The 23,326-nt window shown below is 56.3% G+C and carries 20 protein-coding genes and 1 tRNA gene; 10 read left to right on the top strand and 11 right to left on the bottom strand.

The annotated features are described in order from the left end of the window. Positions 1 to 8 precede the first annotated feature (8 nt). Genes ACEWMW_RS05940 through ACEWMW_RS05930 form a run of 3 tightly spaced genes read right to left on the bottom strand, consistent with a single transcriptional unit; the run spans position 9 to position 5,775 of the window. Positions 9 to 2,000, bottom strand: coding sequence for a site-specific DNA-methyltransferase (locus ACEWMW_RS05940; RefSeq protein ID WP_409412970.1), 1,992 nt, complete (start codon positions 1,998 to 2,000; stop codon positions 9 to 11). Beyond that, positions 1,997 to 4,861, bottom strand: coding sequence for an SNF2-related protein (locus tag ACEWMW_RS05935; RefSeq protein ID WP_409412969.1), 2,865 nt, complete (start codon positions 4,859 to 4,861; stop codon positions 1,997 to 1,999). The genes ACEWMW_RS05940 and ACEWMW_RS05935 overlap by 4 nt, the downstream gene beginning before the upstream one ends. 47 nt (positions 4,862 to 4,908) lie before the next feature. Continuing rightward, the gene (locus ACEWMW_RS05930) at positions 4,909 to 5,775 is read right to left on the bottom strand and encodes a DUF3800 domain-containing protein (protein ID WP_409412968.1); all 867 of its coding nucleotides are present in this window, start codon (positions 5,773 to 5,775) and stop codon (positions 4,909 to 4,911) included. Positions 5,776 to 5,949: 174 nt separating this feature from the next. Between ACEWMW_RS05930 and ACEWMW_RS05925 the strand changes: the two genes are divergently transcribed. Beyond that, positions 5,950 to 6,426: a hypothetical protein gene (locus ACEWMW_RS05925; protein WP_409412967.1), complete on the top strand. Its 477-nt coding sequence runs from the start codon at positions 5,950 to 5,952 to the stop codon at positions 6,424 to 6,426. 1,243 nt (positions 6,427 to 7,669) lie between these two features. Here ACEWMW_RS05925 and ACEWMW_RS05920 read toward each other — a convergent pair. The 3 genes from ACEWMW_RS05920 to ACEWMW_RS05910 form a co-directional block, all read right to left on the bottom strand. Beyond that, entirely contained in the window at positions 7,670 to 7,843 is a 174-nt protein-coding gene (locus ACEWMW_RS05920) for a helix-turn-helix domain-containing protein (protein WP_409412966.1), read from the bottom strand. 231 nt (positions 7,844 to 8,074) lie between these two features. Then, positions 8,075 to 9,286, bottom strand: coding sequence for a tyrosine-type recombinase/integrase (locus ACEWMW_RS05915; RefSeq protein ID WP_409412965.1), 1,212 nt, complete (start codon positions 9,284 to 9,286; stop codon positions 8,075 to 8,077). A gap of 164 nt (positions 9,287 to 9,450) precedes the next feature. Then, positions 9,451 to 9,537, bottom strand: a tRNA-Leu gene (locus ACEWMW_RS05910). 167 nt (positions 9,538 to 9,704) lie between these two features. Between ACEWMW_RS05910 and ACEWMW_RS05905 the strand changes: the two genes are divergently transcribed. Then, positions 9,705 to 10,652 carry a complex I NDUFA9 subunit family protein gene (locus tag ACEWMW_RS05905; RefSeq protein ID WP_409412964.1) on the top strand — a complete coding sequence of 316 codons (948 nt, stop codon included), beginning with the start codon at positions 9,705 to 9,707 and terminating at the stop codon, positions 10,650 to 10,652. A gap of 3 nt (positions 10,653 to 10,655) precedes the next feature. Here the strand turns inward: ACEWMW_RS05905 and ACEWMW_RS05900 are convergent, their stop codons facing one another. Continuing rightward, the gene (locus ACEWMW_RS05900; protein WP_409412963.1) at positions 10,656 to 11,141 is read right to left on the bottom strand and encodes an NfeD family protein; all 486 of its coding nucleotides are present in this window, start codon (positions 11,139 to 11,141) and stop codon (positions 10,656 to 10,658) included. Then, positions 11,141 to 12,145, bottom strand: a complete 1,005-nt coding sequence (locus tag ACEWMW_RS05895; RefSeq protein ID WP_409412962.1) for an SPFH domain-containing protein — start codon at positions 12,143 to 12,145, stop codon at positions 11,141 to 11,143. The genes ACEWMW_RS05900 and ACEWMW_RS05895 overlap by 1 nt, the downstream gene beginning before the upstream one ends. Before the next feature lie 241 nt (positions 12,146 to 12,386). On the opposite strand from ACEWMW_RS05895, the gene ACEWMW_RS05890 reads away from it, so the two are divergent. The 5 genes from ACEWMW_RS05890 (at position 12,387) to ACEWMW_RS05870 (ending at position 18,461) form a co-directional block, all read left to right on the top strand. After that, a complete protein-coding gene (locus tag ACEWMW_RS05890) occupies positions 12,387 to 13,199 on the top strand; it encodes a hypothetical protein (protein WP_409412961.1) in 813 nt (270 codons plus the stop codon). Positions 13,200 to 13,331: 132 nt separating this feature from the next. Continuing rightward, positions 13,332 to 15,446: a PQQ-dependent dehydrogenase, methanol/ethanol family gene (locus tag ACEWMW_RS05885; protein ID WP_409412960.1), complete on the top strand. Its 2,115-nt coding sequence runs from the start codon at positions 13,332 to 13,334 to the stop codon at positions 15,444 to 15,446. 142 nt (positions 15,447 to 15,588) lie between these two features. Further along, positions 15,589 to 17,016 (top strand): aldehyde dehydrogenase family protein, encoded by a 1,428-nt coding sequence (locus ACEWMW_RS05880; RefSeq protein WP_409412959.1) that lies wholly within the window; start codon positions 15,589 to 15,591, stop codon positions 17,014 to 17,016. A gap of 75 nt (positions 17,017 to 17,091) precedes the next feature. Continuing rightward, positions 17,092 to 18,000 (top strand): MBL fold metallo-hydrolase, encoded by a 909-nt coding sequence (locus ACEWMW_RS05875; RefSeq protein ID WP_409412958.1) that lies wholly within the window; start codon positions 17,092 to 17,094, stop codon positions 17,998 to 18,000. Further along, positions 17,997 to 18,461, top strand: a complete 465-nt coding sequence (locus ACEWMW_RS05870; protein ID WP_409412957.1) for a protein tyrosine phosphatase family protein — start codon at positions 17,997 to 17,999, stop codon at positions 18,459 to 18,461. The genes ACEWMW_RS05875 and ACEWMW_RS05870 overlap by 4 nt, the downstream gene beginning before the upstream one ends. On the opposite strand, the gene ACEWMW_RS05865 is transcribed toward ACEWMW_RS05870, so the two are convergent. Genes ACEWMW_RS05865 through ACEWMW_RS05855 form a run of 3 tightly spaced genes read right to left on the bottom strand, consistent with a single transcriptional unit; the run spans position 18,458 to position 21,183 of the window. Next, positions 18,458 to 18,868, bottom strand: a complete 411-nt coding sequence (locus ACEWMW_RS05865; RefSeq protein WP_409412956.1) for a VOC family protein — start codon at positions 18,866 to 18,868, stop codon at positions 18,458 to 18,460. The genes ACEWMW_RS05870 and ACEWMW_RS05865 overlap by 4 nt on opposite strands. Before the next feature lie 13 nt (positions 18,869 to 18,881). After that, positions 18,882 to 19,892 (bottom strand): NAD(P)H-dependent flavin oxidoreductase, encoded by a 1,011-nt coding sequence (locus tag ACEWMW_RS05860; RefSeq protein WP_409412955.1) that lies wholly within the window; start codon positions 19,890 to 19,892, stop codon positions 18,882 to 18,884. Between the two features lie 10 nt (positions 19,893 to 19,902). After that, positions 19,903 to 21,183: an aspartate kinase gene (locus tag ACEWMW_RS05855; protein ID WP_409412954.1), complete on the bottom strand. Its 1,281-nt coding sequence runs from the start codon at positions 21,181 to 21,183 to the stop codon at positions 19,903 to 19,905. A 122-nt stretch (positions 21,184 to 21,305) separates the two neighbouring features. On the opposite strand from ACEWMW_RS05855, the gene ACEWMW_RS05850 reads away from it, so the two are divergent. From ACEWMW_RS05850 to ACEWMW_RS05840, 3 genes are read left to right on the top strand one after another with little or no spacing between them, the layout of a single operon-like run. Further along, positions 21,306 to 22,199, top strand: coding sequence for a phytanoyl-CoA dioxygenase family protein (locus tag ACEWMW_RS05850; protein WP_409412953.1), 894 nt, complete (start codon positions 21,306 to 21,308; stop codon positions 22,197 to 22,199). Then, positions 22,196 to 22,942: a bifunctional 2-polyprenyl-6-hydroxyphenol methylase/3-demethylubiquinol 3-O-methyltransferase UbiG gene (gene ubiG, locus ACEWMW_RS05845; RefSeq protein WP_409412952.1), complete on the top strand. Its 747-nt coding sequence runs from the start codon at positions 22,196 to 22,198 to the stop codon at positions 22,940 to 22,942. The genes ACEWMW_RS05850 and ubiG overlap by 4 nt, the downstream gene beginning before the upstream one ends. Before the next feature lie 16 nt (positions 22,943 to 22,958). Continuing rightward, on the top strand, positions 22,959 to 23,318 hold the full coding sequence (locus tag ACEWMW_RS05840) for a hypothetical protein (RefSeq protein WP_409412951.1): 360 nt from the start codon (positions 22,959 to 22,961) through the stop codon (positions 23,316 to 23,318). Positions 23,319 to 23,326: the final 8 nt, after the last annotated feature.

Below are 23,326 nucleotides of genomic sequence, written 5' to 3'. Positions count from 1 at the left end.
AGACCCCCCTAAACAGTGCGGAACACGCTGCCGTCCTCGCCGTGCCCGAGGCGCGACTTGAAGGTCTGGACCGCATTGGTCTTGAGTTGATCATCCTTTTGGAAACCCGCATCAAGGCAGACCACGCGCGCAGCGTCCGTTTCCTCGGCGAGATCGGCAAGAGCGTCGATAATGTCCTTTGTTAGTTTGCGTTCAAGGCAGATGATGAGAGCGCCTTCAGCTACGCTAAAGACGGTTGCACCTTCAATATTCTTGCTCTCAATTTTCGTCGTGAGTTCGAACCCATCTTTTAGCAGAAGTTCGAATAGGACCTCTTCATTCGATGCATCCTTTGCAGAAACTGCATGAGCGGCAATCCTCGATAAGAGATCGGACGCGCCAATAGTGGAGTCGACACGCCATTCTTTGAACACTGACGGGCCGAGGCAAAAAGCCCGCATGCCTTCCGCAGGGGCCCGTTCTTCAAAATTCTCTCGCAATCGTGCACGAGCCAATGCGGATATTGTTTCATGTCGACCCCCTTCGATTTTCTCGGGAAGTTGGACCAGAATAAATTTTCTAGCCTTCTCGCCGCCTGCCGAGAGTTCTAGAACGGCGTCCCCAGTTGCTCCGGAGCCCGCAAAGAAATCGAGCACGTAGTCGCCCGGCTGTGTCACCATTGAAATTAGGTAGCTCAACAAACTGACAGGCTTCGGATAATCGTAATTAATTCCGAGCTTTTCGAGAGCGGAACTGGCTTGTTCAGTCGTGCCCATCTTTTGCAAGACAGAAACAATATTCCGAGATTTTCCGCGATCTCGTCGGTAGTAGATGACGCCCTTCTTAGAGAGATAGAAGGTCAACTCGCTACCTTCATCGTCAAGAGGGACGCAGCCTCCCTTTATGAAGGCTTCCAACTTATTTTTGTTGGCCCACCCCGAAAACACACGAACAGGTGAGGTAAGCTTGCTCTCAGCTATATGGAGATCATCCATATGGATTGGGTATGACACGCCATATTTCTTCGTGATCTCACGGGTGATGTAGCCAGTTTCAGAAACCTCGTTCCAAAATGCTTGAGGAAGCTTATCGGCGGCTAAATCGACCTCTGGGACTTCGCAGGGGAAATCAGCGGGCAGAGTGACCTCGCTCGGAGGATTGGCTTTCCCATTCTTCGTAATGGAGTTTATCGCAATGCCTTTCCATACATTGCTCTCACTCCGCGTATTCGGGTCTACAACATATTGAAACTCGCATAGATCAGCGGACTTTGCATAAACAACCACATACTCGTGCGTGACCTTAACGTCGTATTGGTTGTCGGTATGCCCCTCCGAATGCCACACTAAAGTAGCTATATGATTTTCTTCTCCATAGATGAGGTTCATTATCGACAAAAGGTGGTGCAATTCATTGTCGTCTATTGATACGAATATGAAGCCATCTTCGGACAGTAGGTTCTTCGCCAGATAAAGGCGTGGGTAGAGCATGTTCAGCCAGCGGCTGTGAAACCGCCCCGAATGCTCGCTATTAGTAGAAAATCGCTGACCTTCTTCGTCTGCCTGGCCGCTATATTTCAGGTAGGTGTCAAGGTTTTCAGCATATTTGTCCGGGTAAATGAATTCACGTCCAGTGTTATATGGAGGGTCGATATAGATCATTTTAATCTTGCCGAAGTATGCTTTCTGTAACAGCTTAAGCACTTCAAGATTATCGCCTTCGACGAAGACATTTTCGCTGTCATCGAAGTTCACGCTCTCCTCACGATCCGGTCGCAGCGCGCCGGTGGCGGGGGCCTGAATAACCTTCATGCAGGCAGCCTTTCCCGGCCAAGTAAGACCAAAGCGCTCCGATCCTTCATCTATCCAGTCGCCCATCACCCGGCAAAGCTGGTCTAGGTCGATCTTGTTCTCATCAAAGACTTCCGGAAACAGCCGCTTGAGATCTGCGCGCTTGCGAGCAGCGACATCATCTGAATTGAGATCGAAGGGTTCGGGCTTTTCATTCGGGGAGTCGGTCATATGATCTCAAAGGTTATCGTAAAAAGGTCAGTGGTTTGTGTGTCTTGTGTCAGTTGCTCGGCCACTCGGTCAAGCAGGCGCTCCTTGCGCTCCTCAATTTCCTTGGCCTCACCATCATAGGCACGCCAAGCTTCATCGCGCTTCTTCTCGCACCGCTGTTTTGCGCGCTGAAGGGTGAGCTTGTCTTGGAGTGATCCGGCCAGCCGAACTCGCTTCTTCAGATCGACCAGTTCATCATCATACTTTCTGAGATCGGCCTTGAGCCCGGTGCGTTTATCCTCAGCCCAGTCGTCAAGCTTATCCATTTCCTGCTGCAACCAATCGGCGCGCTGCGCATCGAGATCAGCAAGAATGGCAGAGAACTGTGCATCAAGCGCTTCACCTAAATCGGCAGGGATATCGGCGATCTTGCCGATGCTCACTGGCAGTTCAAACAGTCGCATGGCCGCCGAGGGATCTAGCTGCTGGCCGTCATTGGTGATCGCTGCGAGCACGATATGGTCCTGCGCATCAACTCCTGTCACCGAAAGGAGACGTGCCGAAATCGTGCCGCTCGCGCCCACGAACGGCTTTAATGCTGACGCACTAGCTTCCCAATCGGTGTAGTCGAAGACCAGATGGCGACAGGGCAACTTTCGATTTGCAGCCTCATCGAGCAGATGCTGCGCCAGCGGATGGCCAAGGCGATACCGATGTCCGTCCAACCCAACCTTGCCTAGGAAGAAACCACCGGGCGCTGCAGGGCCAACCGGCTTCTTTAGTGTGAAGGTAAGATGAGCGTCGTCAAAAGCTGCATCGCGCCCAAGCTCATATTTAGTGACCGCCCAAAGCTTGCGCTCGTAGCGGTTTAAATACTCCTTGCTGCGATCCAGGTTAATCTTGAGCCGGTCGTGCACCTCTGCATCGAAATGCTCGAGCAAGGTTCGACGCGTATCCTGCATGGTCGCATCAATTTCCTGCTCCATCTCGGCGCGCAAAGCCTTGAAGCGTTCCTCAATTTCCTCAGCCGTTCGGCAGTTCTGGTAAATCTCAGCGATACGCTTCTCAAAATCGACACCTGAGCCAATTGCCCCGAGCACTTCATCTGACGCGCCAAATACGCCCTCGAAAAGCTGAAATTTCTCCTTCAGCAATTCGTAGACGCGCTGATCAGCGGCATTCTCCCTATTGAGGAAGTTAACAACAACCACATCGTGCTTCTGCCCGTATCGGTGGCAACGCCCAATGCGTTGCTCAATCCGTTGTGGGTTCCACGGCAGGTCGTAATTCACGACCATAGAACAGAATTGTAGATTGATACCTTCTGCTGCCGCCTCGGTTGCGATCATTATTTCCGCGGTGTTACGAAAATGATCGACCAGGGCTGCTCGAATGTCCGCCGCGCGCGAACCGGTCACCTTGTCCGATCCGCGATGCTTCTCGACCCACTCACTGTAGATGGCCTTCGACTGCTCATCAGTGTTCGATCCGTTGAAAAGGACAAGCTTTTCCGCGAAGCCGTTCGCTGAGAGCAGGCGAACGAGATATTCCTGCGTCCTTCGGCTCTCAGTGAAGATAATCGCCTTACGAGAGGCACCTAGTTCTTCCGCCTTATCGAACCCTGCACCAAGGGCCTTTAGAAGCGCCTCGCCTTTCGCGTTCTGGGTGATGGCGGTTGCCTCGTCCGCGAAGGCGCGAAGCTCCTCGATTTCGGACGCTATCGAGGCGCGTTCCTCCTCCGTGAGAAGCCCCTGCTCGAAGTCAGCGTCGTCATCGAGCGCTTCTTCTCCCCATTCTTCTTTTGTCTCCTGAAAGCTGTCCACGTCTTCATCGAACTCCGCCTCGAAGATCGATCTTCGTACAAACTGATCCGCCTTAAGTTGCCGCTCTAGTTTGGAAGCCAAATTGTGCAGCATTCCTGCAATCGCAAACGTCGAAGACGCGAGAAGCTTCCGCATCACTAGCGTCATCAGCGTCCGCTGGCTTGAAGGGAGGGCCGCCAACTCTTCGCGTTGGAGATACCCCGAAACGTCCTGGTAAAGTTGCCGCTCTGCCTCTGTGGGAGTGAACTCTTCGGTCAGAGGGACCCGGTTGGTATAGGAGACATACTCTGTCACCTGCCTACGCAGAGTTCGATGGCAGAGCGGCATAAGTCGCTCTTTCAGGTTGTCGAAGTTCGCATCACCACGTTGCGCAAATTGAGCCCGGAAGCTTTTGGCATCACCGAAGGCATAGTCATCGATTATGCTGACAAGGCCATAGAGTTCCATCAGAGAGTTTTGTAACGGAGTTGCAGTCAGCAATACCTTTGGGACGTTAGCAAGCGCGCTCTTCAGCGCCTTTCCCGTCTTGTTTGAGTTCTTATAGACATTTCGTAAACGGTGGGCTTCGTCGATTACCGCCAAGTCCCAACGCGTAGTCATGACTTCTTCTTCATGCCGTGCCGCGAAGGGGAATGAGCAGATAATTATCGCATTCTGTTCGAATGGCCTCATGCCATCGGCTGCAAGACGCTTGTAGCTGGCAGCTTCCAGGATTGCCGTGGGTAGAAAAAATTTCTCGGCCATCTCCTGCGCCCATTGCTTGCGAAGGTTCGCAGGTGTGATGATCAAAATTCGCCTGGCGCCTTCTGTCCATCGCTGGGACAGCAACAGACCCGCCTCAATTGTTTTTCCAAGTCCAACCTCGTCGGCAAGGATTGCTCCTTTCGAGATCGGTGACTGAAAGGCGAAAAGAGCCGCAGCGACTTGGTGGGGGTTCAGGTCGACCTGTGCGTCCAGCAAAGTCCCAGCCAACTTCTCAGCATCGCCCGACGCATGACGGCGACGAAGCTCGTGAGAATATAGTTTTGAATGAACGTCAGTCGGCAATTCGAATTCCAATGGTTGCTAGCATTCTCAGGGCCCGCCCCCCATTACGTTCCGATGCATCACTTCCGTTTCGGGCTTTTTGGTCGCGGGGAGAGCCCTTTATTCTTGCGGTCTTTCATCAAGCCGAATTCATAGGCTTTTTTGGAAATGTTCTCCACGTTCATGACCAGCTTGGGCAGGTTGAGAATGTTCATATTTGAAGTGGTTTGTAGCATCTTGAGATCTGCTTCTTTGACCGGACTACCAAGCTCCTGCTTGGCCATGACCCACTGCGTCCTCGAAATCGCAAAAGCTGCGAAGTCAGCAATTTGAATACCCGGTGTTTTGTGCGACTCCCGAAACTGCACTTTGGGTCCCTCAATGACATCTCCCCAATTCGGCAGTTCCACATCCACCCCTGCTTTGGCCAATCCTTCATCAACGAAAAGAGGCATAGGCAATTTGAAATTTTGGGGTCCATCCTGATGAAGTTCTCGCAGATAGCGAGCCAATTGATGGCAAAGCATCAGGAAGCCTAGGTGAGACACTTCCTTTATGTCCCACCATACGCCTTCTGCCTTTCGCACCTTAGCCCAAAACCGTTCAGCGTCAGCGTAGGACTCTTCGCTTGCCGTTTGGTGGATCACCGGAAGTTGGAAGTAATCCAGTAGCATCTGCATGAGTTCGAATATCTCAATGCGTTTACCGACCGGAACGTTTCGCCAACTCCCCCTGCCGCTATAGATGTCCGTGAAGTGTAATTCGACGGCGCCAAAGTCATCAAATATCCCTTTGAGGAACATTTCCATCGCGACCGTGACTTGTTGCTCGATGCTGGATGGAACGATGACTGCAGTCCAAGACTTGCGGGTGCTGGATAGAAAGTCTGACCCTGACTCAACGCCAGGGTTTCCAGAGTCATCTACGTAAACACCCCCTTCAACCATTCATTCGTTCTCCCAGCAATTTCGTTCGCGGCATCGCTTCACACCGATGTTCTATCTTCATCTGCCCAAAAAGGAAATTCCATATTGAATATAGAAGGTTGCAAGTCAGTTTGAGGTCAAGACCAATGCCGAATTTGCTTCCCCTATACCCTAGGGTTTTGGTAGTTTGGCAAAGTGAGCAGGTTCAGCGAAAACATCGAAGCAAATGAGGATTGGACAGATTACGGGAGTGCTGGGGATATTCCTGTTGGCCCAAGGCTATCCTCCTACCATCTGCACACGGCTGAGTGGCGCGAAGCTTTCCTTGAACGACTGGTGGCAGTCGGTGAACCTGCTTTGCTCGAAGCCACTTCAAGGGTTTATGAATTGCTGGCTGAACCAAAAGACTATCGAAGCGCGCTAATAGCCAAAGCGGCCGGAGTAACCGGCATAGGCAAAATCGCTATCCTTTATACTCTTCAGGCGTTTCTGGATGAATGGCTCCAACCAACGCAGCCATTGCCTCCACCTTCATCTTTCGAGGACGTCCAAAGCTGGCATAAAGCTGCAACGCGTGTTTGGAATTCAGATAGTGAGAGGGAGCAATGGGTGGTGAAAAAGTTCGCCGCAGTGTTGGACGGCAAAGCAATCTCAGAATTCGCACATAGCTAAAATTACTGAATACACTCCTCAGCCACTCGTGCGGTTCGGTTTTGCCAACCCCTTGGACTAAATATCTCGATGCGGCGAAGTCCTTGCTGTTCTGTAATCCTATAAGCAAAGACGACTGTTTGAGGCGTGTCGACAGCAATCACGAGTTCAGAGCTACCGCGTAAGACGCTGGGCAGCGAGGGCCATATTTCGCTCAGCCCTACCCCAATGCACATCTCCAATTCTTCGAAGGACCGCTGGCTAGAGAAAGTCGATCTTACGTCTTCCTCTGCGAGTAATTTCTTTGAGCTTCTTGCCTTTGCTTCACTTCCAAACATTGTGGTGGCAACTAGCGCCGCCAAAATCAGACAAGGAACGCCATTCGCAAACTGTCTGAAGACCGAGCGTATACGAAATTGCTGCACGATGTTTGTCCTCCGAAACCCTTTGAGAGTGAACACTTTGCGCCTTGCGATCTGATATTGCCCAGGAAAGTCAATTTCCCTGTTTTAGCGACTGCGGTTTTAGGGCCTGTGCCGTCTCTTTTTTATAGTTCCTGAGAATGTCTGCCCCACATCTGGCTTTACCGCTCTCCGCTGCCTTGCTGCAAATCCATCCAAATATGTCTAGCTAGGTCGTTCTAATTTCAGACGTGTCCCGTTAAATTCCAAGATACTCGTGGTTCGTTCCCAACCTTCTTTCCTCTATTGCCGACGAAATCGATCCTTGATCACGATGGTATTTATGCGGCGCCCCTCGACTGAAATATGCACCCGCCAGGGTTTGAGTGCTCCCAGGACGACTATGTGATCATCACACTCCAATGCACCAGAAAGTGTCAAACAATTCGCGCGATTGCGCTGACTTAAGAAGACTAAATCCGTGTCGTGCTTTACAGCACGCACAAAATCTTTCGGAGAATAAAGATCTGAATACCAAATCACATGAGGCCTGCTTGATAGAGAGGTGTTGAGAAGAGGGCATAGGACGACCTTCCCCAGCAGAGCCGGGAAAGGTCCTCCCTGTCCTCGTTTTACCTGCTCGACCGAGCCGGCGCCGATTGAGGGGCCGATGCGCGAGCGCCCGCATCAACATGGACGGCTACTTCACGACAGATGGCGCTCTGCCGGCGGCCACGCTTCCGTCCCTAGGACTGCGCTTGGGCTTTGGTCGCTTCCCCACAGTAGCCCACTGCACCGCCACCCTGCCGTCAAATTACACCGACGATGGCGGTCGTTCCATTCAAGGGTAAATCACAGAGAGTTCACTCGATGTTCGGAAGGCGTCCCGCAAAACGCTCAATCTCATCACGATGAAAGAGTGTTCGGTTGCCGTTCTTCAGAGCGGAAATCCGACCTTCCTTAACAGCAACATACAGAGCCGAGCGGCTCATCGAGAGTTGCCGGCAGGTGGTCTTTACGTCATTAAGGACATTCATAGGTTCCTCCCAGATAGCCAGATAGCGACAAGGAAAGAACTATATGGACATAGAGCCTTCAAAAAAAGAGGCAAAAATATTGGTTTCGACCCAATAATCTAGATAATCAATAAGTATGCATTTTTTGTGTCAAGCCCTTTACACAAAATCGGGTTTTGTATCATTTCCTTTATACTTAAGTGTATCTTTTGATCGAAAAAATTCCGCATGGAAGGTGATTGCATTCAAGGTTTATGCTGCGAATTTTACTTCACGACCAGCCTCAAGGTCAAAGAGCCTCTGGCTCCACCAAGCATGAAGGCGTTGCCGCTCTTCCCAGCGTAATCCACGGTCATATACGCCTCTAATCGCGTTGCTGTCTTTGTGGGCTAATGACCTCTCTATAGCATCGTGGTCAAATAGGCCGCTCTCGTTCAACTGTGTGCTCGCCATCGCCCGAAAGCCGTGCGCAGTCATTTCGTCAGAGGTATAGCCCATTCGGCGAAGTGCCGCGTTTACGGTGTTCTCGGACATCGGGCGCTTGGACGTGCGCAAAGAGGGAAATATGAAGGCCTCCCGCCCGGTGAGCGCCTGAACCTCAGTAAGGATTTGCAACGCTTGTTTGGACAGAGGCACTCGATGTGGTTGGCGCATCTTCATTCTCTCCGCCGGGATGGTCCAGATTGCCTTCTGAAAATCTATATCGCACCACTGCGCATGCCGAATTTCTCCAGGCCTTTGAAAAACATGCGCAGAGAACTCCAAAGCATGCCTAACAAGTGGGTCGCCAGAATATTCGCGAATTGATCGCATAAGCCCGCCGATTTCCGCGGGTTCGAGCAGTGCAGCGTGGTTTTTCACTTGGGGCGCGGCAATCGCTCCCCGCAATATCTGACACGGGTCAGTTTCTGCTCGGCCGGTCGCGCCTGCATAGCGGAATACGCGGCTGGCAAATGCACGGACCTTGCGAGCAGTCTCCAGTTGGCCCTTCTTTTCGAGGTGTTTCAGCACATGAAGGACATCGTTTGGACGAATGCTCGATATAGATCTATGTCCAAGCGACGGAGTGAGCAAACCAAGCATCCACTGAGCCTTGATGATTGTGGCCGTGGCCCGCCCCTCCTTCTCCATTTTGGCGATATATTCATTCGCGACCGCCTTGAAGGTAGTCGCTGTTTCAAATTCTGCTTCAAGCCGCAGGCGCCGCTTCTCTGTGCTCGGATCGACGTTAGTCGCCAATAGAGACTGTTGCTCCCTCACAATCTCGCGTGCATGCTTTAGAGACACAGCAGGGTAAGAGCCGAGACATAGCTTTCGCTCGACGCCATTGAACCGGTATTTCCACCTCCACAGCTTACTACCGCGGCTTGTGACCAATAAGTAGAGGCCATACCCATCGCTGAGTTTAAAGTCTTTGTCGCGAGGCCGCACTTTACGACATTGAGTGTGAGTAAGTTTAAACACCTTGGGGGCCTCCAATCTCCTGAAACCTAAAAGGCCCCAAAAGAGGCCCCCAAATGCCTCGAACTGCGCATGAACAGCCGTGAACGCACTCGGACAGAACGCGTCATTTTTAGCAGAATTCTGGGGTTTTTGGAAGGTTCCGCGGACATTCGCGGACGAATAAATGGTGCCCAGAAGAGGACTCGAACCTCCACGGGGTTGCCCCCACCGCCACCTGAAGACGGCGCGTCTACCAATTCCGCCATCTGGGCACACCATGCGCGTCCGATACCGAGCGACCGGCCACAACAGGAGCGCGCGCCTAGCCCGCACCCGCAGGGCTGTCAATGGATTATCAGATTGCCCATCGCAACTGTTGCGAGCCGGCAATGGTTGGGGCAAGGGACCTCGACACGGAATCAATAATGGCTGGGATGAAATGGCCGAAACCGAAGCACTGAAAGACAAGCTCGTCGTCCTGTTCGGGGGCAGCGGCTTCCTTGGACACTATCTTGCCCAGACCTTGCTTAAGCGCGGCGCAAGGCTTCGGATCGCCAGCCGCAATCCGGAAAGAAGCCACTCGCTCAAGCCGCTGGCCAATCTCGGCCAGATCCAGTTCGTCCGCTGCAATATCAATGATCCCGATCAAGTGCGCGCGGTTGCGACGCATGCCGATGCGGTGGTCAATCTCGTCGGCAGCTTCGCCGGTGACCAGATCCAGCTGATGGGCAATTCTGCAGGCGTGGTCGCCCAGGCTGCCGCCGATGCGGGAGCGAAGGCGCTGGTCCACATCAGTGCGATCGGAGCTAATCCGGATTCGTCCGCGACATATGGTCAGGCAAATGCGCTCGGAGAGAAGCTCGTATCGCAAGCCTTTCCGAAGGCAACGATCCTGCGTCCATCAGCGCTGTTTGGTGAGGACGACAACTTCGTCAACATGTTTGCAGGGCTGATCCAAATGCTGCCTGTGCTGCCGGTATTCGGGCCCGATTCTGAGCTGCAGCCTGCCTTTGTCGACGATCTGGCAGAGGCCATCGCCGTCGCTCTCGCCGATCCGGGCAAGCATGGCGGCAAAGTTTATGAACTCGGCGGTCCGGAAGTGATGACGATGCTAGAGCTCAACAAGCGGATCGCCGCTGCGGCACGTCGCGACCCTCTGTTTCTCCCCGTTCCAGATCCGATTTCAGCGATATTCGCGGCCTTACCGGCGACACCTATCAACGGCGACCAGTGGTCGCTGCTCAAAGAGGGCAATGTCGTATCGGGAAAACATCCGGGCTTCGAGAAACTCGGCATCGAACCGCATCCGCTCGGCTTGTTCCTCGATCGCTGGATGACCCGCTACCGCAAACACGGCCGTTTCAGCACGAGCAGCACACCGACCTAGAGGTTAATCTTCCGGCGCGAGGCCTGCCGGTTTCGCCTCACCTTCGATCAGGTTCAATGGCTCGACAAGAAGCTCCGCGCCATTGCTGCCCGTGATCCTGACGCGTTCGCCGACGTCGATATCGGGCCCGCGCGCAATCCATTCGCTGTCGCCGTACCGGATTCGCCCGCTCCCACCATCGAGGGCCTGCGTCACAATAGCCGTTTCACCGACGAGCCGCCCGCCGCGCTTGTTGAGCAGCGGGTCCGAGCTTTCGATTGGCCTTTCGCGCAAGAAACGCTTGGCCGAATAGACCGCGATCAGTGAGAGAAACACGAAATTCACGACTTGGAACGCGGGGCCGAGATCGAACACAAAGGCGATAGCCGAAGTGACTACGGCAGCGAGACCGAGCCACAGCAGGAATACCCCGGGCACAAGCATCTCGAGCGCGATGAGGACCAGCCCGATCGTCAGCCAGATCCAATGGGCGTCGATCCCTTCGAACATCAGCTATCTCCGCTGCGCGGAACGCTGGCGCGCGGCACCCGGTCACGCTGCGGCGGAAGCTGCGTACCGCCATCACGCGTTGTCACATCTGCCTCACCGGGCTTCACGATATCGCGTACCAGTTCGCCGATACCGCCAAGCGAGCCGATTAGTTGGGTTGCTTCGACGGGGAAAAGGATAGTCTTGGCATTCGGACTATCGGCAAACTTGCCGACCGCCTTGGTGTATTCCTGAGCAATGAAGTAGTTGATGGCCTGGTTACCCGACGAGGCGATTGCATCGGACACCATGTTCGTAGCCTTCGCTTCGGCCTCCGCCGCACGCTCGCGCGCTTCGGCATCACGGTAGGCCGCCTCGCGCTTGCCTTCCGCTTCGAGGATGGCCGATTGCTTGCGCCCTTCGGCACGCAGGATGGAGCTGGTCTTGTCGCCTTCAGCCTCAAGGATTTCGGCGCGCTTCAAACGCTCGGCCTTCATCTGGCGGGCCATCGCTTCCGAGATATCGATCGGCGGGCGGATATCCTTGATTTCGACGCGGGTGATCTTGACCCCCCATGGCGAGGTGGCATGATCAACCACCGACAGCAGACGGGCGTTGATCTCGTCGCGCTTTGACAGAGTCTCATCGAGATCCATTGCACCCATGACGGTACGCAAGTTGGTCGTGGTCAGCGCCATTATGGCCTGGAACAAGTTAGATACTTCGTAAGCTGCCTTACCCGCATCGAGGACCTGGAAGAATACAACTGCATCGACTCCGACCATAGCGTTGTCCGCAGTAATGATTTCCTGGCCCGGAATGTCGAGCACCTGCTCCATCATGTTGACCTTCTGGCCAACGCGATCAATCAACGGGACGAGGATGTGCAGCCCCGGATCGGCGGCAGTAGTAAATTTACCCAACCTTTCGATCGTATAAACATAGCCTTGCTTCACAACTCTCACGGTCGTGAAAAGCAGCACGATCAGAACAAAGATAACGATTCCGAAAAAGACGAATTCCATCAAGACCCTCCGTAAGTCGCTGCTAGGGTAGCCGATGATCGGAAAGCGAGAAAGTAAAACCGGAGGGAATCAGCTTAGGTTAAGCAGTTTTTGGTATTTTTTGCCTAATTGCCGATGTTTGGATTAACACGCGCGAAACCAGCAGGGAGGATAGCTAACGTAGTGTGATAAAGATGTTTCAAAACAGGATAATAGACCATCCTGCGGACCCATCTAGCCATCAAAACGTTATTCTCGAGCCATGCAACAGGAAACCATCTCTGCCCCAGCCTATGTGATCAAGCCGGAAGAGCTGCTGGCGCTCAACTTCCTGGCAGATGATCACCCGCGACCGGTCGATGCGGAATGGATCAATCGCGGAACCGACCAGAAACTCAAGCCGAGCACGGTGCAGATGCTCCAGCGGACTCTGTTCCGCGACATGGCGCCGCCCAGCGTGGTCCAGCTGCATCGCTCAGCAGGCCTGCGCGTTATCTTTCGCAACGATAAGGATCGGCAGTCTTTCGCAGCAGCTTTTGCTGCAGCCCGCGAGCAGGAAAGCCAGCGACGCAAGACAACCGTGACGGCTACCTTCGATAGCCGCGAGGAGGCCGAAACGGCGATCGCCGCGCTGGTCGATTCCGGTTTTGCCGAAGAACGCATCTCGCTGATCTGGCGCGTCAGCCAGCTGGAAGGCCACGCGCCCAAGCTGCGAGAAGGTCACAGCAAGCTCAGCGTGGCGAGCGCGATAGCCGGCGGCGGTGTCGCGGGTGCCCTGCTAGGTGTCGCAGTTCTGGTCGTACCTGGGCTGGGACCGATCGCAGCTGCCGGTGCGATTGCTGCAGCGGCTCCTTCGGTGGCCGGCGTCAGCGGCGTCATAGGCGCTACCGGCGGTGCTATAACTCGCATGCTTGACGATCATGACGTCGAGGACATCGCTTCCAACTATCATGAGCAGCAGATCAATCGCGGCAAAGTCTTCGTGACAGTCGATGTGACCGACGACGATATGCGGCGAGACGAGGCGCGCGCCCTGTTCCGCCAGTTCGGCGGCAAGTCGACACTGCGCGCCTGATACCAGCTGTTTATTAGACCCGGGAATCGCCGGGCCTGAATTCCCGCTAAAGACATGATGGACATGCGCCCGATTTCGCGCCAACTTGTGCGCGGATTCGCCGGCCCCGGGTCGGCTTGAGGGGAGATAGACATGCAGCTTCGCGGATTGGCGACATTTGCCGCTTTGACCCTGGCCGGCGCCGGACTTTCAGCTTGCGGGAGCGATCGTTCGGACCCGGCTACCGAAGGCGTCACCGATGCCATGATCGCGGCAGGGGTGGGCGAAGAATGGTTGACCTATGGCGGCGGCTATGACGAACAGCGCTTTTCTCCTCTCCAGCAGATCAATGCCGAAAACGTCGGCCAGCTGGGTCTGGCCTGGTTTGCTGATCTCGATACGGGGCGCGGGCAGGAAGCCACCCCGCTGATGCATGACGGGACGATCTACGTCTCGACCGCATGGAGCATGGTCAAAGCATACGACGCCAGGACCGGTGCACCCAAATGGGCGTTCGATCCCGAAGTGCCGCGTAATACGCTTGCCCGCGTGTGCTGCGATGCAGTTAACAGGGGTGTCGCGCTCTATGGTGACAAGGTTTACGTTGCCGCGCTCGATGGGCGGCTGATCGCGATTGATCAGGCGAGCGGTCAAGAAGCGTGGTCAACGCAGGTCGTTCCCGATCTCGACAACTATGCGATTACCGGCGCGCCACGCGTTGCCAATGGCCTGGTGCTGATCGGTAGCGCCGGGTCCGAGTATCGTGCGCGCGGCTTCCTCGCCGCCTACGACTGGCAAACGGGCGAAGAAGTTTGGCGCTTCCACACCGTGCCCGGCAATCCGGCCGACGGATTCGAGAACGAGGCGATGGAGCGCGCTGCCGAGACATGGGGCGGCGAATGGTGGGAATTTGGCGGCGGCGGCACCGTTTGGGATTCGATCACTTTCGATCCCTCTACTAACCTCGTCTACTTCGGGACAGCGAACGCCGAGCCATGGAACCCCAACACCGCCGATCGCGGCCTGGGAGAGGCACTCTACACCGCTTCGATAGTAGCTGTGGATGCTGATACGGGAGAGTATGCCTGGCATTTCCAGGAAACGCCCGAGGATCGTTGGGATTACGATTCGAACTCCCAGATCACGGTAGCGAACCTGGAAGTCGACGGCGAACAGCGTAGGGTCGTGATGCATGCTCCGAAGAATGGTTTCTTCTATGTGCTGGACGCCAAGACGGGCGAATTTCTCTCCGGCGAAGCCTTTGCGGAAGTCAATTGGGCCGATGGACTCGACTCCGAAACCGGCAGGCCAAACATTCGCGATGAAGCGCGTTATGAGCTGACCGGAGATGTATTCGTCGGCGCTCCCGGATTATACGGGGCGCATACATGGCACCCGATGAGCTTCAGCCCGCAAACGGGCCTGATGTACATCCCCGCCAACAACACTGTGATGCCCTATCTCGCCGATGAGGAATTCGAAGGGTCGGAAATGGGCGGACAGATGGGGATCGATGTCGGCAGCGTCGCGATGCCAGCAGACAAATCGGTTAGGCAGCAGTTTCTCGATTCGACGACTGGCCATCTGCTCGCTTGGGATCCCGTGAAGCAGCAGGAAGCGTGGCGGGTTGAATATCCCGGGCCTTCCAATGGCGGTACACTATCGACCGCAGGCAACTTGGTTTTCCAAGGCACTGCAGGTGGCGAATTTCGCGCCTATAGCGCTGATAGCGGCGAGCAGCTCTGGTCCTTCCCGGCACAAACCGGGATTATCGCCGCGCCAATGACCTATGCGATCGATGGCGAGCAATATGTCGCGATCCTTGTCGGTTGGGGCGGACTGTGGGACATGAATACGGGACTACTGGCGGCCAAATCCGGCCCAACCCCCAACATCAGTCGCTTGCTGGTCTTCAAGCTCGGAGCCGAAGGCGAATTGCCGCCCGCACCGCCGCTGCGCGAATTGGTGCTTGATCCGCCGGCATTCAAGGGAACCGAAGAGCAAGTCGTACTAGGGCAGGCACTGTATGGGCTCAATTGTGCGGGCTGCCACGGCGATGCGGCGATTGCAGGGCAAATCAATCCTGACCTGCGCCATTCGCCAACCATTGCCCGTGCCGAGGCCCTGCGAGCCATTGTGATCGACGGTGCGCTCGAACATAACGGAATGGTCTCGTTCGATCGTGTCGTGACGGGTGATGATGCCGAGGCGATCCGGCAATACATCATCAAGCGTGCCAACGAGGACAAGGCGCTCGAAGGTAGTTAGCACGCGCAAACCTATCCATTTCAATGGGGATCTGTCGCTTGTTCTTACAAGCAGCAGCCCCACATGGTAGGTTGCGAGCAACAACCGACACGATTCGGCGCTGCGGGACTGCCCCGCGTGCCAGACCATATGGGAGAATTCCATGACCACCCTTTATCGCAACCTGATTGACGGCAAGATGATTGAAACCGCAGCGACCATGGAAGTGGTCAATCCTGCGAATGAACAGGTCATCGGCCTCGTGCCTGCCTGCGGCAAGGACGAGCTGGACCAGGCCGTCGCCGCGGCCCGCCGCGCCTTCAAGACCTGGAGCAGGACCCCGATCGACGAGCGCCGTGCCGCGATCATGGCCATCTCTGGTGCGATCAAGGAGAACGCCGACGAACTGTATCGTCTCCTGACGAGTGAACAGGGCAAGCCGCATGAACAGGCCAAAGGCGAGATCTTCGGCGCTGCCGGGATGTCAGCGGCGCAATCGACGCTGAGCCTGGAAGAAGTTGTCAATGAGGACAGCGATCAGCGCCTCAGTCGCACCCGCCGCGTACCGGTCGGTGTTGTAGGCGGCATCGTGCCGTGGAACTTCCCCGTGATGATGGCGATCCAGAAGATCGTCCCCGCCATGCTCTCAGGCTGCACCATCGTCCTCAAGCCTTCGCCTTTCACCCCGCTGACCACGCTCCGCATTGCCGAGCTGATCGCGGACAAGGTACCGGCGGGCGTGGTCAACATCATCACCGGCGAGGATTCGCTCGGCCCGATGATCACCGAACACCCGGACATCGACAAGATCACTTTCACCGGCTCGACCGCGACGGGTAAGAAGATCATGGAAGGTGCCAGTGCCGACCTCAAGCGCATCACTCTCGAGCTTGGCGGCAATGACGCCTCTATCGTGATGCCCGACGCCGATCCCAAGAAAGTCGCCGAGCAGCTGTTCTGGGCGAGCTTCTCCAACGCCGGGCAAATCTGCGTTGCCGCAAAGCGCGTCTATATCCACGAGGATATCTATGACGAGCTAAGTCAGGCGATCGCCAATTATGCCAAGACGGTTGTGGTAGGCGATGGCTCGCAGCAGGGTACCGGCGTAGGCCCGATCCAGAACAAGAAGCAGTACGACCGTGTGCTGGAACTAATCCAGGATGCCAAGGACAATGGCTACAAATTCCTGACCGGCGGTGATGCCGATCCATCGGGTACCGGATACTATGTTCCGATCACGATACTCGACAATCCGCCAGAAGACGCACGCATCGTAGCCGAAGAGCAGTTCGGCCCAGTCATGCCGCTGATGAAATTCTCGACCGAAAGCGAAGTGATTGAGCGCGCCAATAACTCCGAATACGGCCTTGCCGGTGCGGTCTGGACGGCCGATACTGACAAGGGCGTGGAAATTGCCGAGCAGCTGGAAACCGGCACGGTGTGGGTGAACGAGTATCTCCACCTGTCGCCCTTCTCACCTTTCGGCGGGCACAAGCAGTCGGGCTTTGGCGCGGAATACGGTATCGATGGCCTCAAGGAATTCACTTACCCGCAGGTGATCACGGTCAAGCGCGATGCCGAAGTCGCCTGATCGAGTCTACATCTTGATGTAAACGGATGGCCGCTCGAGGAAACTCGGGCGGTCATTGCTTTTGGGAGACTGAGATTGACGGTTTGGCAGATTGGCGATGCCAGGATCACGGCCATCGTCGAGCAGGATATCGATCTAGATGGCCTGATACCCAAGGCCAAGCCGGAAACGCTGCAAGAAATTGACTGGCTCAGACCCCATTACATTGACGAAAGCGGCAGGATGCTGGGTGTCGTACAGTGCTTCGTTATCGAGATCGGGGATCACTTGATCCTCGTCGATACCTGTTTCGGGGATCACAAGGACCTGCCGAACGATCCCGAGCGGCATCGCAAGGTCTTCGGGCTGCTCGACAAGCTCAAAGGCGCAGGGTTCATGCCCGAGGAGGTCGACGCAGTCTTCTGCACCCACCTCCACAATGATCACGTCGGGCTGAATACGATACTGGTGGACCGCGTTTGGGTACCGACCTTCCCCAATGCGCGTTACCTATTTGCTCGCAACGAGTACGAATTCTGGGCAAGTGAGGCCGAGCGGCCGGTTGTCAATCCCGATACGCTTGAGCGACCCATCGACAAAGTCCATGCTGAATTTCATCACACGCAGAAGTGGGTTCACGAACAGTCGGTGCTGCCCGTGATGCACGCAGGGCTTGCCGAACTGGTAGAGCCGCCGTGCGAACCGGTGCCGGGCATCCGGCTGGTCCCGACACCAGGTCACACGATCGGCCATGTCAGCGTCGAAGTGAATTCGGGCGGGATGAAAGCACTGATCACCGGCGACAGCTTTCATCACCCCTGTCAGATCGCCCGCACCGATTGGACGACGGTGGTCGACCATGATCGCGAGCGATCAACTGCCACGCGGCGACAGATGCTCGAAGAAACGGTCGGCACGGACACGCTGTTCCTCGGCACGCACTTTGCCGAGCCTTCGGGTGGGCGAATCGTCGCAGATGGCGATAGCTACCGTTTGCAATCATGAGCAGCGCGGCCGATCCCGAGGACATCCGCAACTGGCAACGGCGTTCAGCCGAACTTACGACTTCGGGGCGGCTGGAGTCGCATGACCCCGCCCGCCTCGCTGCAATCGGGGTGAAGCACGTCATCAACCTCGCGCTCGACAGTCACGAAGAAGCGCTCGGCAATGAAGCCGAACTGATGGCCGAGCATGGAATCGCCTATACGCATATTCCGGTGCCATTCGATGCGCCCACGCGCGACCATGTAGCGCAGCTTCGCGATACGATGGACGGTGCCGAAGGGCCGGTCCACGTGCATTGCATCATGAATTACCGCGTTAGCGCGTTCCTCTATCTGCATGACCTGGAAGACGGCGTGCCTGAACCCGAAGCACACGTGCGTATGTCGGAAGTCTGGGATCCGCTATCGAGCGACCATCCGATGGCGCAGCCATGGAGAAGACTACTCGAAACTGAGAGCTAAGCCGGTCCGGCTGCGAAGAAGTTCAGTTCCAGCAGAACATTGTTGGGATCTGCGGTGAAGATCTGGCGCAATCCGATCGATGAGAGATCATTGACCTTGTATTCCGCTCCGCGCGCATCGAGCCTCGCTTGCACTTCGTCGAAGTCGCCGCAGCGTAAAGCGACGTGATGGATCGCGCCGGTCTCAGCCCCTGGGCAAACAGACCGATCAAACGCGCGAGGGCAATCGACCGAGTTGAGATGCAATATGGCATTGCCTCGGTCATCATACATCCAACGGACCTGCTCGGGCTTTAGCGGTATGGGACCATCGCGTTCCTCAAGATCAAGGAGTTCGGAATAGAACCGCGCCGTCTCTTTCAGCCGATCGGTGATGATATTCACGTGATCCAGCCTTTCGACAATCATTTGCCGTCTCCCTCTAACGCCGCGTCAACGCCTCTTCGCTCTGCGTCATCAGCTTCTGGATGATATCGGCCACCGGCTCTTCTTCCTTGAGCATGCCCACCGATTGCCCGGCCATGATCGAGCCGCTCTCGACGTCGCCATCAATCACTGCACGGCGGAGCGCGCCGGCCCAGAAATGCTCGATTTGCAACTGCGCTTCTCCCATCTCGATCTCACCTGAATCGAGCCGCTTGGCGACCTCGATCTGCTTGGCGGTGAACTCCTCGGTGCCCTTGTTCTTGAGCGCACGAACCGGGATGACAGGAAGGCGCGGATCAACCTGTACGCTGGTGATGGCATCGCGCGCATTGGCGCGGAAGAAAGCCTTCTTGAAGTTCTCGTGCGCAATGCTTTCCGCTGCACAGGCAAAGCGTGTGCCGAGCTGGACGCCCACCGCACCCATTTCGAGATATCCCGCAATCGCCTGGCCTCGGCCGATCCCACCGGCGACGAAGACCAGGTGGTCTTCAGCCAGTTCGGGCAGGAATTCCTGCGCCAGAACGCTGGTCGAAACGGGACCGATATGGCCGCCCGCCTCCATCCCCTCGATTACCAGCGCATCGCCGCCGGAGCGAAGCAGCTTCTTGGCCAGCGCGAGCGTGGGGGCGAATACAATGACCTTCGCTCCGAATTCCTTGATCGCTTCCACGCTGCCCTTGGGCGGGATACCGCCAGCCAGGACGACGTGCGAAATCTCATGCTTTGCGCATACAGCAACCAAATCGAAGAGCTGCGGGTGCATGGTGATGAGATTCACGCCGAAGGGCTTGCCCGTCAGCTTCCTGGTTTCGGCGATCTCGGTATCGAGCAGGTCGGGCGTCATCGCGCCGCACGCGATCACGCCGAAGCCGCCCGCGTTGGAGATGGCCGAAACGAGATTGCGCTCGGAAACCCAGCTCATCGCGCCGCACAGGATCGCGTAGTCGCTGCCGAGGAAATCGGTGCCGCGCTGCATCAGGCGCGCGGTTTTGGGGAATGAAGTCATGCTCAGGCGGTTACGCGGCTTCGTCGCTCGCGTCGAGACCATAGGCCGTGTGCAGCACACGCACAGCCAGTTCGGTCTCGTCCTCGTCGATCAGCACGCTGATCTTGATCTCCGAGGTCGAGATGGCTTGGATATTGATCCCGCGATCCGACAGAGACTTGAACATCGTGCTGGCCACGCCCGCATGGCTCTTCATGCCGACACCCACAACGCTGATCTTGGCGATCTTGCTATCGGTTATGAGGCGATTAAATCCGATCTCCTCGCGTTTGTCTTCGAGCAGCGCCTGCGCGCGGGGGAGATCCGCCTGCGGCACAGTGAAGGTGACGTCAGTCTCTCCCTTGTCGCGGCCCACATTTTGGATGATCATGTCGACATTGATCGACGCATCGGCAAGTGGCTCGAAGATATGCGCCACGGCGCCCGGCTTGTCGGGCACGCGGGTGAGGATGATCTTGGCTTCGTTCTTGTCATGCGCAATGCCGGTCACAAGCTGGCGTTCCATATCGCCGTTCTCCACTAAAGCGTTCATTTCGTCATCGGACACGATCATCGTGCCGGGCAATTCATCAGCCGGAATAGCGTCATCGCCCAGAAAGCTCGACAATACTTGCAGGCGGACGCCCGATTTCATGGCCAATCCAACCGAGCGCGTCTGCAGGACTTTTGCCCCGACGGATGCCAGCTCAAGCATTTCCTCGTAAGTGACGGCCTTCTGCTTCTTCGCCTTGGCCACGATGCGCGGGTCAGTGGTGTAGACCCCGTCAACATCGGTGTAGATATCGCAGCGATCAGCCTTGATCGCAGCCGCAACCGCGACAGCCGAAGTATCCGAACCACCACGGCCCATTGTGGTAATGCGGCCGCCTTCGCTCACGCCTTGGAAGCCCGGGATCACGGCGATTTCACCGCTGGCAAGGCTTTCGATAAGTTCCGGTGAATCGATCGTTTCCACACGCGCCTTCGAATGCGCCTCGATCGTCTTGACCGGGAGTTGCCAGCCGAGCCAGCTGCGAGCCTTGCAACCCATCGATTGAAGAGTCAGCGCGAGAAGGCCGGAAGTTACCTGCTCCCCGCTGGCAACGACGACATCATATTCTGCAGGATCATAGAGCGGATTGGCCTCACGGCAGAAATTGACCAGCCGGTCGGTCTCTCCCGCCATTGCCGATACGACCACGGCAACCTCGTGACCAGCGGCCTGCTGCTTGCGCACAATATTGGCGACGCGCCGGATCCGCTCGGTCCCGGCCATCGATGTCCCACCAAATTTCATCACGATCCGCGCCACTGGCTCGCACCCTCCGGCAATCACTTGTGGCGGCCTGCGTTAGTGGGCACTGTGGCGCGTGACAAGCGGCTTGCAGTTTGGTCAATGATAGCGTTGATTGTTGCCTGAACAGAGGAAGAGCCATGCCCCAACTTGAACATCTGCCCCCTGGCACATCCGCTGAAGACATCGCAGCGCTGCTCTCAGAACAAGGTGCTTGCATCATCGACGGCGCCATCGACGCGGGAGGCATCGACGTGCTGAAGCGTGAGATCATGCCCTATGTCGAGGCGACCGGAATGGGGATGGACGATTTCACAGGGAGACAGACGAGCCGCACCGGGGCGCTTGTTGCCCGCTCGGAGAAGTGCCGTGAGCTGGTGATGGATAATCGGATCATTGCCACGTGCGATGCTTTCCTCAAACCTTTCTGCGACACTTACCAGCTGCACCTGACGCAGTTGATCCGCATTTGCGGCGGCCAAGGCGAGCAGCCGCTCCACCGCGACCGGCTGGCCTGGGGCGGATTTCTCCCCCGCGAGCTTGAACCGCAGCTCAACACAATCTGGGCCGTAACCGACTTCACCGCCGAGAATGGCGCAACGCGCGTCGTGCCGGGTTCGAACAACTGGGATTCGGAGCGCCGCGCCGAAGATCACGAGATTTGCCAGGCCGAAATGGCAGCAGGGTCGGTGCTGGTCTACTCAGGCTCTGTGATCCATTCGGGCGGGCACAATCGAACCGAGGAGCCACGGATGGGCCTCAATATCACTTACTGCCTTGGCTGGCTGCGACAAGAAGAGAACCAATATCTGTCCTGCCCGCCCGAAATCGCAAAAGATTTTGCGCCCAACCTGCGCGAATTGCTGGGCTATTCGATGGGCAGCTACGCATTGGGCTATTTCACCCCGCCGCTACCACCTGGTGAGGGACCCGAAATCACTCCCCCCGATTGGCTGTTTGGCGAAAAGGCAAAAGGCTGGGGGGAGAATTTGTACGAGACGGTCTCAGCCCGAGCTGCCAAGGGAGGCGTATGAGCACGCGATCCGCGACAATCCGGCCGCAAGAAGCGGAGCATTTCGGCCAGTTGGCCAAGGACTGGTGGGACCCCAAAGGCTCATCGGCCATGCTGCACAGGCTCAATCCGGTGCGACTGGGATATATTCGTGACCAGATCGACGAGCATTGGAGTGGCAATACCGAAGAGCGTATGCCGCTCGCAAACAAGCGCGTGCTCGATGTCGGTTGCGGCGCCGGCCTGCTATGCGAACCGCTCGCAAGGCTGGGTGCGAACGTAACCGGTGTCGATGCAGCCGCTGAGAATATCGCGGCAGCACGCGAGCACGCGGCGGGTTCGGGACTAAATATCACCTACCATGCCGGAGAATTGGGCGATCTCAGCTTAGGCCAGTACGATCTCGTCACTTGCCTCGAAGTGATTGAGCATGTTGCCGACAAGTCGGCATTCCTTGCCGAACTTGCGAGCCACATCGCGCCCGGCGGATTGATGATCCTTTCGACCCCCAACCGGACGCCGCAATCGCGTCTCCTGCTAGTCGAAGGGGCAGAGCGGCTGGGCATGATCCCGCGCGGCACGCATCATTGGGACGATTTCATCACGCCGGAAGAACTGGCCGCGTTATTACTTGGACAAGATCTGGAAATGCAAAATTTGCAAGGTATTGCATTTTCGCCGGTTACAGGATTGCAACTTTCCGACGATATCGGCCTTAATTACCTATGCACGGCCATACATGATATGGAAAATGCTCGGGAGTAACACGTTGGGGAATGTAATGGCGGCGGAAGAAGACACAGGCGATGATAGCGAGCGGCGGCGAGGAGACCGTCGCGACATCGGTGCCTGGGGCAAGTACCGCACAGGACGAGGCATCGCACGTGACGTAAAGATCCTCGATGTGAACGAAAAGGGCTGCCGATTCTTCGACAAGTTCGGCACCCTCAAACCCGATGACCGGCTGGTCTTACGGATTGGCAATGTCGGACCGCTGCTTACCTACGTCCGCTGGAACAAGGATTCCGAAATTGGTGCGGAGTTCGAAGAACCGCTCTATGGCGCCGTACTCGAGCACATTAGCAAGTATTTCGACGAGCGCAGCGCCGAAGAAAAGGCGCTCGAAGATAAGGGCGAGTAAAGCCTCCT

The organism is Litorerythrobacter xanthomarinus, assembly GCF_046254955.1.
GTDB lineage: Bacteria > Pseudomonadota > Alphaproteobacteria > Sphingomonadales > Sphingomonadaceae > Qipengyuania_C.
The sequence above is the reverse complement of the archived record's forward strand: the minus strand, read 5'-3'. Positions and strand labels throughout refer to the sequence as shown.

Coding starts and splice junctions, on each gene's coding strand:
- ACEWMW_RS05860 (WP_409412955.1), bottom strand. CDS start 19,892: ATGACTTCATTCCCCAAAACCGCGCGCCTGATGCAGCGCGGCACCGAT.
- ACEWMW_RS05865 (WP_409412956.1), bottom strand. CDS start 18,868: ATGATTGTCGAAAGGCTGGATCACGTGAATATCATCACCGATCGGCTG.
- ACEWMW_RS05885 (WP_409412960.1), top strand. CDS start 13,332: ATGCAGCTTCGCGGATTGGCGACATTTGCCGCTTTGACCCTGGCCGGC.
- ACEWMW_RS05890 (WP_409412961.1), top strand. CDS start 12,387: ATGCAACAGGAAACCATCTCTGCCCCAGCCTATGTGATCAAGCCGGAA.
- ACEWMW_RS05880 (WP_409412959.1), top strand. CDS start 15,589: ATGACCACCCTTTATCGCAACCTGATTGACGGCAAGATGATTGAAACC.
- ACEWMW_RS05905 (WP_409412964.1), top strand. CDS start 9,705: ATGGCCGAAACCGAAGCACTGAAAGACAAGCTCGTCGTCCTGTTCGGG.
- ACEWMW_RS05920 (WP_409412966.1), bottom strand. CDS start 7,843: ATGAATGTCCTTAATGACGTAAAGACCACCTGCCGGCAACTCTCGATG.
- ACEWMW_RS05870 (WP_409412957.1), top strand. CDS start 17,997: ATGAGCAGCGCGGCCGATCCCGAGGACATCCGCAACTGGCAACGGCGT.
- ACEWMW_RS05895 (WP_409412962.1), bottom strand. CDS start 12,145: ATGGAATTCGTCTTTTTCGGAATCGTTATCTTTGTTCTGATCGTGCTG.
- ACEWMW_RS05840 (WP_409412951.1), top strand. CDS start 22,959: ATGGCGGCGGAAGAAGACACAGGCGATGATAGCGAGCGGCGGCGAGGA.
- ubiG (WP_409412952.1), top strand. CDS start 22,196: ATGAGCACGCGATCCGCGACAATCCGGCCGCAAGAAGCGGAGCATTTC.
- ACEWMW_RS05930 (WP_409412968.1), bottom strand. CDS start 5,775: ATGGTTGAAGGGGGTGTTTACGTAGATGACTCTGGAAACCCTGGCGTT.
- ACEWMW_RS05850 (WP_409412953.1), top strand. CDS start 21,306: ATGCCCCAACTTGAACATCTGCCCCCTGGCACATCCGCTGAAGACATC.
- ACEWMW_RS05900 (WP_409412963.1), bottom strand. CDS start 11,141: ATGTTCGAAGGGATCGACGCCCATTGGATCTGGCTGACGATCGGGCTG.
- ACEWMW_RS05940 (WP_409412970.1), bottom strand. CDS start 2,000: ATGACCGACTCCCCGAATGAAAAGCCCGAACCCTTCGATCTCAATTCA.